Origin of the sequence: Streptococcus oralis subsp. dentisani, from assembly GCF_002096685.1 — a bacterium.
Taxonomy (GTDB): Bacteria; Bacillota; Bacilli; order Lactobacillales; family Streptococcaceae; genus Streptococcus; species Streptococcus oralis_AD.
On sequence record NZ_NCVA01000033.1, the window covers coordinates 1 to 17,874 of the forward strand.

General features: G+C 41.7%; 18 protein-coding genes. 1 reads left to right on the top strand and 17 read right to left on the bottom strand.

The window, feature by feature from the left end; genetic code table 11:
• Window positions 1-141: 141 nt before the first annotated feature.
• The 4 genes from nusG to pbp2a are packed head-to-tail and all read right to left on the bottom strand — an operon-like array spanning window position 142 to window position 3,321.
• A complete protein-coding gene (gene nusG / locus B7705_RS00400) occupies window positions 142-678 on the bottom strand; it encodes a transcription termination/antitermination protein NusG (RefSeq protein ID WP_000376728.1) in 537 nt (178 codons plus the stop codon).
• A gap of 56 nt (window positions 679-734) precedes the next feature.
• Window positions 735-911 carry a preprotein translocase subunit SecE gene (gene secE / locus B7705_RS00405; RefSeq protein WP_000505776.1) on the bottom strand — a complete coding sequence of 59 codons (177 nt, stop codon included), beginning with the start codon at window positions 909-911 and terminating at the stop codon, window positions 735-737.
• Window positions 912-920: 9 nt separating this feature from the next.
• On the bottom strand, window positions 921-1,073 hold the full coding sequence (rpmG, locus tag B7705_RS00410; protein ID WP_001809375.1) for a 50S ribosomal protein L33: 153 nt from the start codon (window positions 1,071-1,073) through the stop codon (window positions 921-923).
• A 52-nt stretch (window positions 1,074-1,125) separates the two neighbouring features.
• Complete coding sequence (gene pbp2a / locus B7705_RS00415) at window positions 1,126-3,321, bottom strand: penicillin-binding protein PBP2A (protein WP_084946764.1); 2,196 nt, start codon at window positions 3,319-3,321, stop codon at window positions 1,126-1,128.
• Window positions 3,322-3,407: 86 nt separating this feature from the next.
• On the opposite strand from pbp2a, the gene B7705_RS00420 reads away from it, so the two are divergent.
• Entirely contained in the window at window positions 3,408-4,283 is an 876-nt protein-coding gene (locus B7705_RS00420) for an RluA family pseudouridine synthase (RefSeq protein ID WP_084946767.1), read from the top strand.
• A gap of 67 nt (window positions 4,284-4,350) precedes the next feature.
• On the opposite strand, the gene gap is transcribed toward B7705_RS00420, so the two are convergent.
• From gap to B7705_RS00485, 13 genes are all read right to left on the bottom strand, one after another.
• Window positions 4,351-5,361 (bottom strand): type I glyceraldehyde-3-phosphate dehydrogenase, encoded by a 1,011-nt coding sequence (gene gap / locus B7705_RS00425; protein ID WP_084946770.1) that lies wholly within the window; start codon window positions 5,359-5,361, stop codon window positions 4,351-4,353.
• A 298-nt stretch (window positions 5,362-5,659) separates the two neighbouring features.
• Window positions 5,660-8,311: a bifunctional acetaldehyde-CoA/alcohol dehydrogenase gene (adhE, locus tag B7705_RS00430; RefSeq protein WP_084946773.1), complete on the bottom strand. Its 2,652-nt coding sequence runs from the start codon at window positions 8,309-8,311 to the stop codon at window positions 5,660-5,662.
• Between the two features lie 296 nt (window positions 8,312-8,607).
• Window positions 8,608-9,021 (bottom strand): MORN repeat-containing protein, encoded by a 414-nt coding sequence (locus tag B7705_RS00435; RefSeq protein WP_084946776.1) that lies wholly within the window; start codon window positions 9,019-9,021, stop codon window positions 8,608-8,610.
• Window positions 9,008-9,451, bottom strand: coding sequence for a low molecular weight protein-tyrosine-phosphatase (locus B7705_RS00440; RefSeq protein WP_084946779.1), 444 nt, complete (start codon window positions 9,449-9,451; stop codon window positions 9,008-9,010). Before B7705_RS00440 ends, B7705_RS00435 begins: the two co-directional genes overlap by 14 nt.
• Window positions 9,452-9,498: 47 nt before the next feature.
• Window positions 9,499-9,819: a preprotein translocase subunit YajC gene (yajC, locus tag B7705_RS00445; protein WP_084946782.1), complete on the bottom strand. Its 321-nt coding sequence runs from the start codon at window positions 9,817-9,819 to the stop codon at window positions 9,499-9,501.
• 118 nt (window positions 9,820-9,937) lie between these two features.
• The gene (gene tkt, locus B7705_RS00450) at window positions 9,938-11,914 is read right to left on the bottom strand and encodes a transketolase (RefSeq protein WP_084946785.1); all 1,977 of its coding nucleotides are present in this window, start codon (window positions 11,912-11,914) and stop codon (window positions 9,938-9,940) included.
• Window positions 11,915-12,032: 118 nt separating this feature from the next.
• The gene (locus B7705_RS00455; RefSeq protein WP_084946788.1) at window positions 12,033-12,656 is read right to left on the bottom strand and encodes a ribonuclease P; all 624 of its coding nucleotides are present in this window, start codon (window positions 12,654-12,656) and stop codon (window positions 12,033-12,035) included.
• A 50-nt stretch (window positions 12,657-12,706) separates the two neighbouring features.
• Window positions 12,707-13,696, bottom strand: a complete 990-nt coding sequence (gene jag, locus B7705_RS00460; RefSeq protein ID WP_084946791.1) for an RNA-binding cell elongation regulator Jag/EloR — start codon at window positions 13,694-13,696, stop codon at window positions 12,707-12,709.
• A gap of 17 nt (window positions 13,697-13,713) precedes the next feature.
• A complete protein-coding gene (locus B7705_RS00465) occupies window positions 13,714-14,526 on the bottom strand; it encodes a YidC/Oxa1 family membrane protein insertase (protein WP_162284853.1) in 813 nt (270 codons plus the stop codon).
• Window positions 14,501-14,872 carry a ribonuclease P protein component gene (gene rnpA / locus B7705_RS00470; protein ID WP_000748123.1) on the bottom strand — a complete coding sequence of 124 codons (372 nt, stop codon included), beginning with the start codon at window positions 14,870-14,872 and terminating at the stop codon, window positions 14,501-14,503. Before rnpA ends, B7705_RS00465 begins: the two co-directional genes overlap by 26 nt.
• A gap of 148 nt (window positions 14,873-15,020) precedes the next feature.
• The gene (locus B7705_RS00475) at window positions 15,021-16,211 is read right to left on the bottom strand and encodes an acetate kinase (protein ID WP_084946794.1); all 1,191 of its coding nucleotides are present in this window, start codon (window positions 16,209-16,211) and stop codon (window positions 15,021-15,023) included.
• A gap of 49 nt (window positions 16,212-16,260) precedes the next feature.
• Window positions 16,261-17,214: a class I SAM-dependent methyltransferase gene (locus B7705_RS00480; protein WP_084946796.1), complete on the bottom strand. Its 954-nt coding sequence runs from the start codon at window positions 17,212-17,214 to the stop codon at window positions 16,261-16,263.
• 58 nt (window positions 17,215-17,272) lie between these two features.
• On the bottom strand, window positions 17,273-17,863 hold the full coding sequence (locus B7705_RS00485; RefSeq protein WP_084946799.1) for a class I SAM-dependent methyltransferase: 591 nt from the start codon (window positions 17,861-17,863) through the stop codon (window positions 17,273-17,275).
• Window positions 17,864-17,874 lie beyond the last annotated feature (11 nt).

Genomic DNA, 17,874 nt, shown 5'->3' on the forward strand with positions numbered 1-17,874 from the left:
GTATAGTTCTTTCAGATTCATAGACCTCTCCTTTCTGCATTTAGTTTAACAAAATGCATCAAGCCTTTGATCTACTTCTCCTCTTCTGTACTTCTTCCTCTCTCAACGGCACATAAAAAGAGAGACAAGGTCTCTCTGGGGTTATAATTCTGCAATTTGGTTGAGATTCACTTCTGCAATCGTATCATTACCAAACATAGAGATAATCATCTTCACTTTGTTGTTATCAATTTCAGTAATTTTACCTGTGTAGTCTGCAAAAGCACCATCAATGATGCGGACTGTCTGGCCAACTTCAACATCAATATCGAACTCTTGAACAGTTTGTCCCATTGAAACCAGAATATCACGGATTTCTTGTTCCAAAAGCGGAGTTGGTTTTGATCTGTTACCGTGTGAGCCGACGAATCCTGTTACGTTAGGTGTGTTTCGAACGACGAACCATGCTTCATCGGTCATGACCATTTCTACAAGGACATAACCTGGAAAGCGGTTCTCTTCAATTTCCTTTTTCTTTCCATTTTTCTCAACTTGCACGGTTTGTGTTGGAATCTCAACACGTAGAATATTATCCAACATGTTATATGTTTGCGCACGTTGCAATAGATTTTCTTTTACCTTATTTTCATAGCCAGAATAAGTTTGTAGAACAAACCATCCCTTGTCAAAACTATCCATGATATTTCCTTTCATACATAATAGAAGAAAGCCAGCAGAAGTCTTCCGCTTTTCTTCTAAAAAATGTTAATAAATCGAATCAAACCTGAAACAATCAACTGGTCAAAAATGTAAATGATGACCACAAAGAAGGCTGTGTATTCCATAATAGAGCGAAAATCTCTCCAGCTTTCTTTGCGAGTTGGCCAAGTTGTTTCTTTAAGAAGTTTAAAAATATCCTTAATAAAACCCATCGTTCTCTCCTATCTCGTCTCTCTATGTGTCGTATATTTTCCACAATGTTTACAAAATTTATTTACTTCTAGTCGTGTTGGCTTGGGGTTCCCACTAATTTTGATTGAGTAATTCCTTGAACCACAAACTGCACAAGCTAGGCTTGCTTTTTTTAGTGCCATAACGCCTCCATCTTATCTATTATAACAAGAAACCTAGGCTTTGACAAGCCTCTTAACGAAAGAGATTGACGAAAGAGTCCCAGATTGTCTGGGCTTTTTCTTTTATCTTTGCATCCGAAATCGCACGTCCCGCTTCGTCTACAAGATTTTGAGCACGACTACGAATATCTCCTAGCGGATCCTCGGACTGGTTTGTCTCATTTTCAACAACTTGCTTTTTCGTATTTTCTGGTTCAATCCCATTTTGTTTATAAGCATTCTCAACTGTAAAAGTGCTACCTGGAGTGTATGGCAAAATGGTATTAGCCATACTTCTAAAGACATGGGCTGCTCCATTCGAGGTCGAACCTGCTAGATAATGGTTCTCATCCGTCGTCGGGAAGCCGAGCCAGTGGGTAATTACCACATCTGGAGTATAGCCAATCACCCACTGGTCACTAGTATATACTGAATTAAAAGCAGCCTCAGTAGTACCTGTCTTTCCAGCCATAACATAATCTGTTGGCGATGAACTAATTCCTGTACCATTGGTAAATGTCCCTAGCATCATGCTGGTCATTTTATCGGCTACCGACTTATCAATCACTCGTTTTTGGGAGTTTTTATGACTCTTGATGACCTGACCACTGGCATTTTCAATACGAGTGATAAAATGCGCTTCAGACATCAGACCTTCATTAGCAAATGCTGCATAGGCTTGCGCCATCTGGAGAGGATTCGTCTCCACACCTCCACCGAGAGCAACTCCTAGAACTCGATCAACTTTTTCCATGTCGAGACCAAATCTCTCCCCAGCGTCAAAAGCTTTGTCAATACCTAATTCATTTACAGTCGCAACTGCTGGTAGGTTGAGTGATTCCGCCAAGGCCTGATACATAGGTACTTCTGGAGATGTCTTAATACCCGCATAGTTGTCTACTTGATAACTGTCATACTGCATAGTGTGGTTGTCCAGTTGCTTGTTCAGAGCCCATCCGGCTTCCACAGCTGGAGTATAAACCACTAAAGGTTTGATAGTTGAACCCGGGCTACGCTTAGACTGAGTAGCATAGTTGAAATTACGAAAGCCTGGTTTGTCATCACCAGCTACACGACCAACAACTCCACGCACTCCACCAGTCTTGGGTTCTAGAGCGACACTACCTGATTCGGCATGAGTTCCGTCTTCTGCCGTTGGAAATAGCGAAGTGTTTTCGTAAATAACCTGCATGTTTGCTTGATAGTTTTGGTCAAGCTCTGTGTAGATTCGATAGCCGTTGTTGACAATCTCTTCTTCTGTTAGATTGTACTTGGATACTGCTTCGTTGACTACTGCGTCAAAATAAGATGGGTAACGATAATCAGAAATTTTACCCTCATACTTATCTTGCAGTTGAGAAGCCATATCTACCCCAGCCGCTTCGGTCTCCTGATTTTTATCAATATAGCCTGCCGCAACCATATTTTGTAGCACCGTATCCCTGCGGTTGGTCGAATCTTCAATGGAATTCAACGGATTATACAACTCTGGCCCCTTGAGCATTCCAGCTAGAGTCGCCGCCTGATTAAGTGTTAGTTGCGAAGCGGATACACCGAAATATTTCTTACTTGCATCTTCAACACCCCATACTCCATTTCCAAAGTAGGCGTTATTGAGGTACATCGTAAGTATTTGCTCCTTGCTGTATTTTTTTGTCAACTCTAAGGCAAGGAAAAACTCCTTGGCCTTCCGTTCAACGGTCTGGTCCTGGGAAAGATAAGCATTTTTTGCCAACTGTTGAGTGATGGTGGATCCCCCTCCAGAACGACCTGCTGTAAGGATGGCTAGAAAGAAACGACCGTAGTTAATCCCATCATTTTTATAGAAGGAACGGTCCTCTGTCGCAACGACCGCATTCTGCAAGTCTTTACTGATATCTGTCAGCTCAACATAAGTCCCCTTTTGACCGGAAAGGGCGCCTGCCTCTTTTTCTTCGCGGTCAAAAATCAGAGTTCGCGTTTTCAAGGCATTTTGCAAGTCATTGACATTGGTCGACTTGGCTATTGCAAATAGGTAGGTCCCAACTAGCAAACCTGCACTTAACCCTAAAATGATGACGATTTTTGTCAGATGATAACGACGCCAAAATTTCCGAATTGGGCCTACTTGGGACAATTTTTTTCTATCGCTCCGTGAACGACGCATACTAGTAGAGTCCGACTCCGTCGATTCATTCGTTTCTTTTTTAAAGAGAGAAAGAAACTTTTCAAATAATTTATCTAATTTCATGCGTTTATTTTATCATCTTCACCATAGGAACTCAAGAATTTAGCTACTCCCTATCCAAATAGGGCTTTTTTTGTTACAATATCTGTATGCAATTCACATTTACATTACCCAAATCCTTGCCTCAAATGACGGTCAAACAATTCCTAGAGGAACAACTCCTCATTCCTAGAAAGATTCGCCATTTTCTAAGAACCAAGAAGAATATCTTAATCAATCAAAAACAAGTTCACTGGAACGAGATGGTCAAACCAGGTGACGTTTGCCAGTTGACTTTTGACGAGGAAGATTATCCCCAAAAGGAAATCCTTTGGGGCAATCCAGACCTCGTTGAGGAAGTTTATCAAGACCAACATCTCATTATCGTCAACAAACCTGAGGGTATGAAAACCCACGGAAATCAACCTGATGAAATCGCCCTTCTCAACCATGTCTCTGCCTACGTTGGCCAAACCTGCTATGTCGTTCATCGCCTGGATATGGAAACAAGCGGTTTAGTACTTTTTGCTAAAAATCCTTTTATCTTACCTATCCTCAATCGTTTATTGGAGAAAAAGGAAATCGCTCGTGAATACTGGGCATTCGTAGAGGGGCAAGTAGGGAGCAAAGAACTTATCTTCCGAGATAAAATTGGTCGTGATCGACACGATCGCAGAAAACGAGTAGTAGATTCTAAAAATGGGCAACAGGCTGAAACGCATATCAGTCGATTAAAGCAATTTCCAAACAAGACTTCTCTGGTTCGTTGCAAACTAAAGACCGGTCGAACGCATCAGATTCGTGTTCACCTCTCTCATCACAAGCATCCTATCCTAGGCGATCCTCTCTATAACTCTAGATCAAAAGCAAGCCGGCTGATGCTCCATGCCTTCCGACTATCCTTTACCCATCCACTCACCTTAGAAAAATTGAGTTTCACTGCCCTCTCGGATACTTTTGAAACAGAATTAAAACAAAATGGATGACACTATCATCCATTTTTATATATAGAAAAAGCAAGACCACGTGGCCTTGCTTTTATCGACTCAAGAATTATTTAGCGATTTTTGCGAAGTATTCAAGAGTACGTACAAGTTGTGCAGTGTATGACATTTCGTTGTCGTACCATGATACAACTTTAACCAATTGTTTACCGTCAACGTCAAGAACTTTAGTTTGAGTTGCGTCAAACAATGAACCGTAAGACATACCTACGATATCTGAAGATACGATTGGATCTTCTGTGTAACCGTATGATTCGTTTGAAGCTGCTTTCATAGCCGCGTTTACTTCATCAACAGTAACGTTCTTTTCAAGAACTGCTACCAATTCAGTAACTGATCCAGTTGGAGTTGGAACGCGTTGTGCAGATCCGTCAAGTTTACCGTTCAATTCTGGGATTACAAGACCGATAGCTTTAGCAGCACCAGTTGAGTTAGGAACGATGTTTGCAGCACCAGCGCGAGCACGACGAAGGTCACCACCACGGTGTGGTCCGTCAAGGATCATTTGGTCACCAGTGTAAGCGTGGATAGTAGTCATCAATCCTTCTACAACACCGAAGTTGTCTTGAAGAGCTTTAGCCATTGGAGCCAAGCAGTTTGTAGTACATGAAGCACCTGAGATAACTGTTTCAGTACCGTCAAGAACGTCGTGGTTAGTGTTGAATACAACTGTTTTAACGTCGTTTCCACCAGGAGCAGTGATAACAACTTTTTTAGCTCCGCCAGCGTGCAAGTGTTTTTCAGCCGCTGCTTTCTTAGCAAAGAAACCAGTTGCTTCAAGAACGATTTCTACACCGTCAGTAGCCCAGTCGATTTGTTCTGGATCACGTTCAGCAGAAACACGGATGAATTTACCGTTAACTTCAAATCCACCTTCTTTAACTTCTACAGTACCGTCGAAACGACCTTGAGTTGTGTCGTATTTCAACAAGTGTGCAAGCATAACTGGATCTGTAAGGTCGTTGATGCGAGTAACTTCAACACCTTCTACGTTTTGGATACGGCGGAAAGCAAGACGACCGATACGTCCGAAACCGTTAATACCAACTTTAACTACCATTAGTGATTTCCTCCTTATGAAAATCCTGAAAATTTTATTGTGAAAAGAGTAACTTGAATCACTACAAATCACCTTTCAACATTATTATTATATAACTATTTAAGTAGAATTGCAAGTACGGGCGTTGTTTTTCTCTCTTGCTTTTCTACTTTTCAATCCCCTTCATTCACCCAAGCTTTTATTTCTAGGACCTTCTATCCTATCCGCATAATCTTCTCTTCTCATAGTTCAACTCTAACTTCAGAAATAGGACTATGAAAAGAGACAGGATTACTCCTGCCTCTAGGCTGATAAACGATTATTTACGACGTCCTGGACGTTCTGCATAGCCATAGTAAGCATCTGCCATAATTTCTTCCATGTCGGCTACCATTGGCAAGCGTGGGTTTGCAGGTGAACATTGATCTTCATAAGCAAGCAAGGCGATTTCATGCAAGCTATCTTTCCAAACTTTTTCATCGATTCCAAAGCCTTTGAAGTTCATTGTGATTCCAACTGCTTCACCAAGATCGTAAACTGCTTTGGCATAAGCTTCAACTGCTTCTTCTGGAGTTGAGTGAGGCAATCCAAGCATTTTCGCGATGTCTTGGAATTTTTCATCAGCTTTCCAGTAGTTGTACTTAGGCCACGTAGTCGTCTTAGATGGACGAGTTCCGTTGTAACGGATAACGTATGGAAGCAAGATTGCATTTGTACGTCCGTGAACAGTATGGTGAACTCCACCGATCTTGTGGGCCATTGAGTGGCTCATACCAAGGAAGGCATTGGCGAAGGCCATACCAGCCATTGTAGATGCATTATGCATTTTTTCGCGAGCTTCTGGGTCAGCTGTCTTAACAGATTTTTCCAACCATTCAAAGACAAGCTTGATAGTTTGAAGCGCAATACCGTCTGTGTAGTCGTTAGCGAAGTTTGAAGTGTAGGCTTCAGTCGCGTGAGTCAAGACATCCATACCTGTATCAGCAGCGATGAAGTCTGGAACGGATTCAACCAAAGCAGGGTCAACAATGGCAATAGTTGGTGTCAATGAGTAGTCAGCCAATGGGTATTTACGGTTGTTTTTCTTATCAGAGATAACGGCAAATGGTGTTACTTCTGAACCTGTACCAGAAGTTGTTGGGATACCGATGTACTTCGCTTTCTTACCAAGTGATGGGAAGCGGAAGGCACGTTTACGGATGTCCATGAATTTTTGAACCAAGTCACGGAAGTCGATTTCTGGTTGTTCGTAGAAGAGCCACATTACTTTGGCTGCGTCCATTGGAGAACCACCACCAAGAGCGATAATTGTATCTGGTTCAAATGCTTTCATCACTTCAGCACCACGTTCTACAGTTGTGATGTCTGGATCTGGTTCAACATCTGAGAATACTTGGATCGTTACACGGTTGTTACGTGCGTTCAATTGATCAATAACACGTTGAACAAAACCAAGTTTTTCGATAGATTTGTCTGTAACGATCATAACGCGTTCAATATCTTCACAAGTTTGAAGGTATTGGATAGAATTGCGTTCGAAGTAAATTTTTGAAGGAACTTTAAACCATTGCATATTATTTCTACGTTTCCCTACTTTCTTGATGTTTAGAAGGTTAATAGCGCTCACGTTATCACCAACTGAGTTGCGTCCGTATGAACCACATCCAAGTGTCAATGATGGAATGAAGGCATTGTATACGTCACCGATACCACCGAAAGTAGATGGAGAGTTCCAGATAATACGCATAGCTTTGATTTCTGTACCAAAGCGTTTAGCAAGAGCTTCGTCTTTTGTATGGATGGCCGCTGAGTGACCAAGTCCGTTAAACTCAACCATTTGACGTGCTTTTGTAAGACCGTCTTCTGTATCTTCAGCTTTTAGGACAGCGATAACTGGTGACAATTTTTCACGAGTCAATGGTTCTTTTGGTCCTACTTCTGCACATTCTGCAGCCAAGATGTTTGTTCCTTCTGGAACGCTGAATCCTGCTTGTTCTGCAATCCATGCAGCTGGTTTACCAACGATGTTTGCATTTAGTTTAGCGCCTGCACAGTTTTTGCTGTTTGCTTTCACGCCGAAACAGAATTCTTCAAGAAGGGCTTTTTCTTTCTTGTTTACAAAGTAAGTGTGGTATGATTTGAATTCTTCTACAAATTCATCATATACTTCTTTATCAATGATAACCGCTTGCTCTGATGCACAGACCATACCATTGTCAAATGATTTAGACATGACGATATCATGAGCAGCTTGACGGAGGTCAGCAGATTTTTCTACATAAGCAGGAACGTTTCCGGCACCTACCCCAAGAGCTGGTTTTCCACATGAGTAGGCCGCCTTAACCATGGCATTACCACCAGTCGCAAGGATAGTTGCAACACCTTCGTGGTTCATAAGCGCTCCAGTTGCTTCCATAGATGGTTCTGTAATCCATTGAACACAGTTTTCAGGTGCTCCAGCCGCGATAGCTGCATCACGAACGATTTGTGCTGCGTGAGCAGAAGATTCTTGAGCTGATGGATGGAAGGCGAAAACGATTGGATTACGTGTTTTCAAAGCAATCAATGATTTGAAAATAGCTGTTGATGTTGGGTTCGTTGTTGGAGTGACACCACACACTACACCGACAGGCTCTGCAATTTTAGTCAAGCCAGTAACAGGGTCATCTTCAATAACACCGACAGTTTTAACACCACGCATATTATTCACAACGTGCTCACAGGCAAAAAGGTTTTTTGTAGCCTTATCTTCAAATACACCACGACCAGTTTCTTCAACTGCATGTTGAGCAAGAATTCCGTGCGCATCAAGAGCTGCAACTGAAGCTTTCGCTACGATGTAGTCAACTTGCTCTTGATTCAACTTGCGCATTTCATCAAGCGCAACCAAGGCTTTTTTCACTAACCCGTCGACATGCTTTTCAGCAGCGAGTTGTTTTTCCTCAGGTGTTAACGTTTTTTTATCAGCCATATTGTCCTCCATAGCCTTCAAGGATTTTATCCTTTGTTAATTTTTTCACAAGTTTATTATAACTCTTTTTTTGTTCTTTGTAAACAGTTTCATAAGCATTTCACAAAGAAATTTTATGAGATTGTGAACTTTTTCTCAATACACCTGCGCAATAGAGTTTTGTCTGGATGATTGTGAAATTATGAAAAATATTTTTTTATTTCACAAAGTTTTTTCTGACTGAGAGCCATCTCTTGGATCCAGAAATAGAAAGCGCTTTCTTTCTGACTTTTGAGAATAGTCCCCTAATCTGGAGACTACTGTTTTTGCTGAAAAACGCCTTGTTTAAAGGTTCCTTCATAAACAACTTCTTGCTCTGTAGTCAACTTCCCTTGACCTTCAGCCTGACCATTTACAAAATCACCTTCGTATTTCCAGCCATCTTTTGATTGGAAAGTCCCTTTTCCATTAAAGGCTCCATTATTGAAGTCACCTGTATATTGGTCTCCATTTTCAAAGGTCAGGGTTCCTTGACCATTCATTTTCCCTCGTACCAAGGTGCCATCATAAACAAGAGCGCCACCATCAAGTGTCAGGACACCCTTTTTTGGTGTGTTTAGTAGAAAAGCTGAGACGGCACAGATAACGATTAGAAGGACAGTTGCAATCTCTATACGTGGGCGAGTTAGATAAACTCGATATTTTTCGAAGATTTCTTTAAGCTTTTCCATTGTCACTCTCATTTTCTAAACGATCTAGCCAGCTTTGGCATCCACTTGTGATGCGAGCATAGGTTTCCTCAAAATCTCCTGTGTACCATGGATCTGGAACACTTTCAGATGCAAAAGAGTAGATTTTGTGCTGTAGTTCCTGAGGACACATTTGACGCAGATCTGAAACGTTTGAAGCATCCATGCCGATAATGTAATCAAACGACTCAAAGTCTTCTCTGCCAATCTGAAGCGATGTTTTGTCTTTGTCATAAGGAATCTGATACTGCTGGAAAATCCCTTGCGTTCCCCTATGAATCGGATTGCCATGTTCCCACGATGACGTTGCCCGACTCTCAATCTGGTAATCACTCGTCATGGACTTCATCACAAATTCTGCCATGGGGCTACGACAGATATTTCCTAAGCAAACAAATACTATTTTTTTCATCCCTTTTCCTCTCACTTCATAGAAAAACGGGAGTGACAGGTCCCGTTTTATTCTTCGATTGCTCCGCTTTCGTCGATAACTGCTCCTTCTGGTGTCACAGCTTCTTTGAGTGGCAACACTGTCTTGATTGCAGTCAATTCGAAAGTCAAATAAACGCCATCTACATCCAGCACGATTGTTTTCTTCTCAGTATCTACTTCATCAACTGTTCCGTAAAGGCCACCGATTGTAATCACTTCATAGCCTTTTTGAAGCTTGTTCAAGCTTTCCATACGCTTTTGGGCTTGTTTCTTTTGAGAACGTTGCATAAAGAACATCAAGGCCATCATCCCTACAAGCATGATTAAGAAAGTAATATTTGGATTCATTGTTTTCTCCTTTGTATTTTACATAGGACTACTATATCAAATTTCAGCTACTTTTACAAGGTTGTGCCTTGTTTTTATGCTGATAAAAAAATCAGAGCTTTCACTCTGATTTCTGCAATTATTTCAAGTTTTGAACGACTTTGACTAGATTTTCAACTGTAAATCCGTACTCTGCCAATACTTTTGGTGCTGGGGCAGATGCTCCAAAGGTATCAATACCGAGAACTGCACCATCAAGACCAACATATTTGTACCAGTTTTGAGTTGCCCCCATTTCGACTGCAACACGACGGCGAACTGCATTTGGAAGGATTTCTTCCTTGTAAGCTGCATCTTGTGCGTCAAAGACATCTGTAGATGGCATGCTGACTACACGGACTTTTGCGCCTTGGCTAGCCAATTCTTTAGCAGCTGCGACAGCTAGGTTCACCTCTGAACCTGTCGCAATCAAGATAGTATCAAAGTCCGCCGCATTTTCATAGGCAACATAGGCACCTTTTGCCACTTTGTCAAAGTCTGTCCCTTCTTCAACAGTCAAGTTTTGACGTGTCAAGACAAGGGCAGTTGGTGTTTTCTCACTTGTCACTGCAAGGTACCAAGCTGCTTGAGTTTCACGGGCATCTGCTGGACGGAAAACATTTAGATTTGGCATAGCACGAAGACCTGCTAAGTGTTCAACTGGTTCGTGAGTTGGACCATCTTCACCAACAGCAATAGAATCGTGGGTAAAGACATAAGTCACAGGAAGTCCTTGCAAGGCTGACAAGCGGACAGCCGCCTTCACATAGTCAGAAAAGACGAAGAAGGTCCCACCGTATACACGAAGTCCACCATGAAGGGCCATCCCGTTCAAGATCGTTCCCATTGCAAATTCACGAACACCAAACTGAATATTGCGGTTCAAGCGATTAGCATCATCTTGAAGTCCATCCGTTTTGATGTAAGTCATGTTTGAGTGAGCGAGGTCAGCTGATCCACCTAGGAAAGTTGGCAACTTGGCAGCGACAACGTTCAAAGCATCTTGACTTGAATTACGAGTGGCTTGAGAAAATCCATTTTCTAAATCTGGGAAGTCTGCTGGAGTCACCTCAACTGGATCACGGCCGTCGATGATTGCTTCTACTTCTGCAGCAAGCTCTGGATGCGCTTCTTTATAATCAGCGACTAGTTTTGTCCATGCTTCATATGCTGATGCACCACGATCTGCAACATTTTCCTTGAAATCAGCATAAACTTCAGCTGGGATTTCAAATGGTTCATAGTCCCAACCAAGAGCTTGGCGAGTAGCCGCAGTTTCATCTGCTCCAAGAGGAGCACCGTGTACCGCATTAGTTCCTTGTTTGTTTGGAGAACCGTATCCAATCACAGTCTTCACTTCAATCAAAGATGGTTTTCCTGAAGCTTTGGCTGCTTCAATAGCCGCATAGATAGCTTCCAAGTCTGTTCCATCTTCAACCAAGGCAGTATGCCAACCGTATGCATTGTAACGATCACGAACACTTTCTGTAAAGGAATCGTTTGTCTCACCATCCAAGTTAATGTCATTTGAATCATACAGAATAACCAACTTGTCAAGTTTTTGCAAGCCTGCATATGAAGCCGCCTCACTTGAGACACCTTCCATCAAATCTCCGTCTCCACAGATAACATAAGTATAGTGGTCAAAGATATTGAAACCTTCGCGGTTATACTTCGCTGCAAGGAAACGTTCTGCTTGGGCAAAACCAGTAGCAGTAGAAATCCCTTGACCTAGAGGACCAGTTGTAGCGTCAACCCCTGCTGTATGTCCAAATTCTGGGTGACCTGGTGTTTTTGAACCCCATTGGCGGAAGTTCTTGACTTCATCCATGCTGACATCTTCAAAACCGGAAAGGTGAAGAAGGGCATAAAGAAGCATAGAGCCGTGACCTGCTGAAAGAATAAAACGGTCGCGATTGATCCAGTTTGGTTGAGCTGGATTGATACGAAGTTGTTTTGTGAAGAGGCTATAGGCCATAGGAGCAGCCCCCATAACCACCCCTGGGTGACCTGAGTTGGCTTTGTTGATGGCGTCAATACCTAGAAAACGAATTGCATTAACAGATAGATTTGACATAGAATTTCCTTTCTCTTTGAGGTGATTAATGAATCACACATTCTATTTTACTATTATATGAAAAAATGCATAGAATAGCAATAAAACAATTTGCGTTCATCTAACACATTTGATTTGTCTATTCCCTCGTCACTTCATAGTACGGGAGCAAGCGAGTATAAGCACTTTCTAGCTCCTCCAATATCGCTTCTACTGACTGATTTTCAATGAAGGAAATATCTGACTTGACCAAAACTTTACGGATTTCCTGATTTTGCACTTTCTCTCGTAAGATACGACGATTTTCTTCTGTGGCCTCTATCTTATGACTTTCTCCATTTGAGTAGACTAGATAATAAATTCTTTCAACCACTGGAAGCTCTAAAATTTTGGCTTGCTTGTCTAAAGTCTGTTCGTCTTTCTTACGTTCGATGAAACTAACTTCTAGTGAAACGCCAAAATCAGAAGGGGTCCCATATAAGCGCAGAGCTATCATAGGTTCTGATACCTTTCCCTCTCTCTGCAAATAAACCCAGAAATGTGGTCGTAAGCGCTGCGCTTGGTTCATCCACTGACTGGTCTGTTGCAGTTTCCATTCTGGATGATTAGCTTGAAAAGTTTTAGCCAGTTCTGTAAAAGACTTCCGAGCCTCTTGACCTTTGTGGCGCAACGCCAACATCTTCTCTCGCTCATCTCCAGCCTTATCTGGATGACGATATTGGATACCTGCATAAGATAGATAGTTCTTGATTGCTTCCATCATCTGTTTCTTCTCCCTTTTCTAACAAAAAATCAGGACAAGCCTGATTTTGTTTATTCCGTATCTACGACAACATAGCGATTTGGCTCATCACCCTCAGAATAACTCGTCACGCCATCCATGCGTGAAATAATGCGATGGATAATCTTGCGTTCGCTATTTGACATTGGATCTGTTTGTTGGCTACGTCCTTCTTCTAAAACGCGAGTCGCCAATTTTTGAGCGTAGGTTTGCAAGACTTCTGCACGGTGTTCAACGTAATCATTGACGTTGATTGTGATATAGAAAGTTCTTGAATAGCGATTGTAGAGGTAGTTTTGCGCCAAAAGTTGAAGGGCCTTCAATACTTTCCCGTGATAGCCGATAATGCGACCAGGCTCATTGGTATCGATTTGAAGATTAATCGTGCGACGATTGTAGTCGCTTGAAATTGTACCTTCAACATCCATATCGTCCACAATGGTTTGAACATAGTTAGCTACTTGAGCTGCTACTTGTTCGATGTCATAACTCGGTTCCACCTTCAAGCCTAGATCTTCCAAAGACTGGCTTTCTACCGATTCTGACATAGATACAAATTCTTCACACTCTGCTGGGTCTTCCGCTCCAGCATCTCCTGTCTGCAATTCATTTAAAATCGCGATGTGACCTGTTTCTTCTAAGATCGTGCTAGCATGTTTCTCATTTTTCAAGATTTCAGCCTTGATTTCATCAGAAACACCCTGACCTTCCTCTTCTATTTTTTTAATCGCCTCAACAACATGCCCGAGATCAACTGTCGCCTCTGTTACTGTCTTAACAGGTTCGTTTTGTTCATTGATTTCTTTCGGAACACCTTTTACGGCTTGTTGATTGGCCTTAATCACAGTCGTCTCACTAATCGCCTCAATATCAACCTGAGCTGGTTTTTTCCCAAATAAGCCTAAAAAACCTTTCTTCTCTTTGGACACGACCTTGATGTGAGTCTTCATTCTCGGAATACCTAACTCTTTCAATCCTTTCTGGATTGCTTCTTCAACAGTTGAACCTGTAAATAATACCATTATCAGATTCCTCCTTATTATTTCGTTTTCTGAGCCTTTTTCTTGGCTTTTCTTTTTCTATTTTCCAAATCTTTTTTAGCTTGTACTTCCGCCTCACGCGCTGCAATAATCTTAAAAGGATTATTTAAGAAGTAAGTTTGCAAAACTTGATAAGCATTGTATACTGCCCAGTACAAGGCCACGCCACTAGGTGAAGAGATGGCAAAGATAAAGATCAGTACAGGCATCCCGTACATCATCCCTGTCATAGCTCCACTTCTTTCAGGTAAAGCCTTATTCGATAACCAACTACTTAAAAAGGTAAAGACTGCTGCCAAAATCGGAAGGATAAAGCTTGTGTCCACTCCCCCAAGATTCACCCACAAAAAGTGCCCTGTTTTCAAAAAGTCTACTCGAGTCAAGGCTTGAAAGAGAGCCAAGAGAACCGGCATTTGAATCAAAATCGGCCAGAGAGAAGAAGAGTGTTTGACCCCTAATTCTTTATAGACCTTCCTCATCTCCTGATCCAGCTTGGTTCTACTTTCCATATCACGACCTGGATATTGTTCTTGCAGGGCCTTGATACGTGGTTGAGCCTCTTGCATTTTTCTAGAGGCCACCATCTGAGTCTGAAAGACTGGCAATAGAATCGTACGAATCAGGATCGTAAAGAGGATAATCCCCACTCCGATACTAACGTCAAAGGACAAAAAGCGGATGATTTCAGCAAAAAAATAGACAAATTTACTCCATATATCTGTAGAATCTGCTGCAACATCGCTTGTCCCACAGGCTGTCATGACAAATAAGGACAAGCCCAGCAAACTAGTCAACTGTAGTTTCTTTTTCACTCCTAATTCCTTCCCGATAAATCTTTGATAACTTTAATACGTGGAGTAGGTTTTTCTCCATTTCTGCATAATCCAAGCCTTCAACCCCTTTTCGAGCAATTACGACAAAATCAACGTTATCAGCTAAGTGCTCCCTTACGCTTAGCAAAATGTGTCGAATCCGTCTTTTAATTTGATTTCTAGTGACTGCATTCCCTAATTTCTTACTGACGGACAGCCCTACTCGAAAATGACTTTTCTGATTTTCCAATTGGTAAACAACAAATTTGCGATTGGCAAAACTTGTTCCATCCGTGAAAATAGCCTTAAAATCTTTCTCTCTTTTTACACGAAAGCTTTTCTTCAAAACTCAACTCCATCTATTAAATTACTACTATTATACCATATTTTTCGAAAAAGCCAATAACAGCAAGGTTTTAGAGATTTCCCCAAGCAAAAAAGCTGGAGAGCAAACTCTCCAACTCTTTTTACATGTACATTAGTTCTTATTTTAGTTATTTTTTGAATCGTTCAACATCACGTGCGATGACCAATTCTTCATCTGTTGGGATCACCAAGACACGGATTTTCGCTGCGTCAGTTGAGATGTCTCCAGTCACACCAAAGACGTTCTTTTCTGGATCCACATCACATCCAAACCAAGAAATTCCTGAAATAACATCTCCACGTACTGCTGTGGCATTTTCACCAACACCAGCTGTAAAGATAATCGCATCTGCACCGTTCAAAACTGCCAAATACTGACCAATGTATTTTTGAATACGATCAATATACATCTCATAGGCCAAGGTCGCATTATGGTCGCCTGCCTTTACTGCAGCCATAACATCACGCATGTCACTTGATTTTTCAGACACACCTAAAAGCCCAGACTCACGATTGAGAATACGACTGATATCTTCTGGTGTATTGAAGTCCTCTGTATATTGCATGAGATAAGGAATGATAGCGGGATCAATATCGCCTGTACGAGTCCCCATCATGATACCACCAAGTGGGGTGAATCCCATAGAAGTATCAACAGACTGACCGCCTTTGACAGCTGTAATAGAAGCACCATTACCAATATGGCAGGTAATCAGTTTCAAGTCTTCTAGTGGTCGACCCAAAACTTTAGCTGCTTCTTCTGCCACAAACTGATGGCTTGTCCCATGAGCCCCATACTTACGAACTTTATTTTCAGTATAGTATTTGTTTGGAAGAGGGTAGCGATATGCTTTCTCTGGCATGGTTGTATGGAATGATGTATCAAAAACAACAACGCTAGTAATATCTGGAAGCAATTCCTTGAAGGCACGAATTCCTGCCGCGTTGGCTGGGTTATGAAGAGGAGCCAAGAGGCCCAACTCTTCAACCTTTTCTAAAACATCTCCCTCTACCAAGGTTGACTCTTTGAAATATTCACCACCAGCCACGACACGGTGCCCGACACCAGTAATTTCATCATAACCTTTGATAATGTCAAAACGAATCAAATCATCCAACAAGATTTTAACGGCTTTTGTGTGGTCGTCAATATCAAGAATTTGTTGTTCAGAACGTCCGTCAAATTTTACAGTTGAAATAGAGTCCTTCAAACCGATGCGTTCAATCAAGCCTTTCGCCAATACTACTTCTTCTGGCATTTGATAGAGTTGCCATTTCAAACTTGAGCTTCCTGCATTGATTGCAATTGTTTTAGTCATAAGATGATACCCCTTTTAAGCGTTTTCAACTATTATAACAAAATTTACCTTACATTTCAGTACCTTTGCTCCATTTTTGAAAATTTTCTTTAAATTTCATTAGTGCAGCTGGATCTTGCAAACTTTCTAGCGGATAGATAAACGGAACCAACTCCTCTTCAGCTTTCTTTTGTAAAACAAAGATTGTCTTGGCTTGGCTAGCATGAGAAAATAGTGTCTCTGGCAAGCTAATCATCGCAACTAAGCTCGCTTTCTCTTTAAGCCAACCTTTTAACAAATCACTTTGAGGACTGGTTAGTAAATCACTCGGAGCCAGAAAAATAGCGTATCCGTCTGACTTGAGGTACTTGAGGCCTTGCTCCATGAGCAAATGATGGGCATAGGTGTGTTCTTGATTAGAAGCCACTTGATAGCGTGAGGCGATGGCATCGTCTGGGTAATAACCAACAGGCAAGTCACTGATGACAACGTCGCTTTCTTTAAGCATTTGCGGACGAACGGCGTCGCCTTGAACAAATCCAGCTTGTAAACCAATCACATCTGCCATACTGGCTGCCAAATCAATCAGCAAGTCATCCACTTCGATTCCCAAGTAATCTACTTTTTTAGCAAGAGAAGTCAAGAAAGTAGCCCCCAAAATCCCCATACCAGAGCCTATTTCGAGGATGCTAATTTCCTCTTGTTCAAATAACTCTTCCACAATGAGTACCAATAGGAGGGAAATGGCATCTGGTGTAAACTGGTGATTGGCCTGTAAAGGCTCCGTTTGTCCTGCCTTCATCAAGAGAAACTGGTAGGTCTTGAGCCACTCTTCCTTGCGAAGCGCTAAGCGTTTAAGGGCTTGATTGTTCTCTTTGACCTGCTCTAGTTCAGTCTCGCCATCTAGGTAGATACTATTTTGCTCTACCAAGGCATCATAAAAGTTGGTCGCCAAATCACTTTGGATGACTTGGACATTCTCTAGTAAATACGTATAAGCTTGTTCAATTTTTTCAAAATCCATATTCCTATCTTATCAAATTTCCCTCCTTTTTTCCATCTGAAGAGAAAAAATCACTACTTTAGTCAGCGAGTGATTTTTGTGCTACTGTTAAAAAGAGTTCTGCGTAATTTCCTAGGAAAAGACCTTCAGCACTATAGAGGATCTGACTGTCAATGCTTGAAAAACTAAACTGGGCGAGCTTGGTTTCCAGTTCAGCTAAATCAAAACCATGGTGATTGGTATCTGTCTTGACAAAATCAGCAATAAGCACTTGTCCATTCTCCCTAAGATGATGGTGAAACATGGCAAGAGTCGCATCTAGATCAGGCATATGATGAAGAACCCGACTGACAATAATCAGGTCAAATTGCTGTTCCAAGGGATTCACCAGTAAATCCTGCTCCAAAAACTGGATATTCTTGATTTCTTGTTGCTCTGCTTTCAAACGGGCTTGCTCCAGCATTTTCTCCGAGATGTCTACCAGTGTGACAGACTTGGCCTGCTTGGCTAAGGGCAAGGTTAATAGACCCGTCCCACCACCGAAATCCAATATTTCCTTGTCTGATAGAAGATCAATCTGTTTTTCAACTGCTTGACAAACCAAGTTTGCAAGAAAGATGTTTTTGGGCGAATCAAAGGTTTCTGCTTTGTGATTAAAATCATGTTTCATGCTTTTAGTTT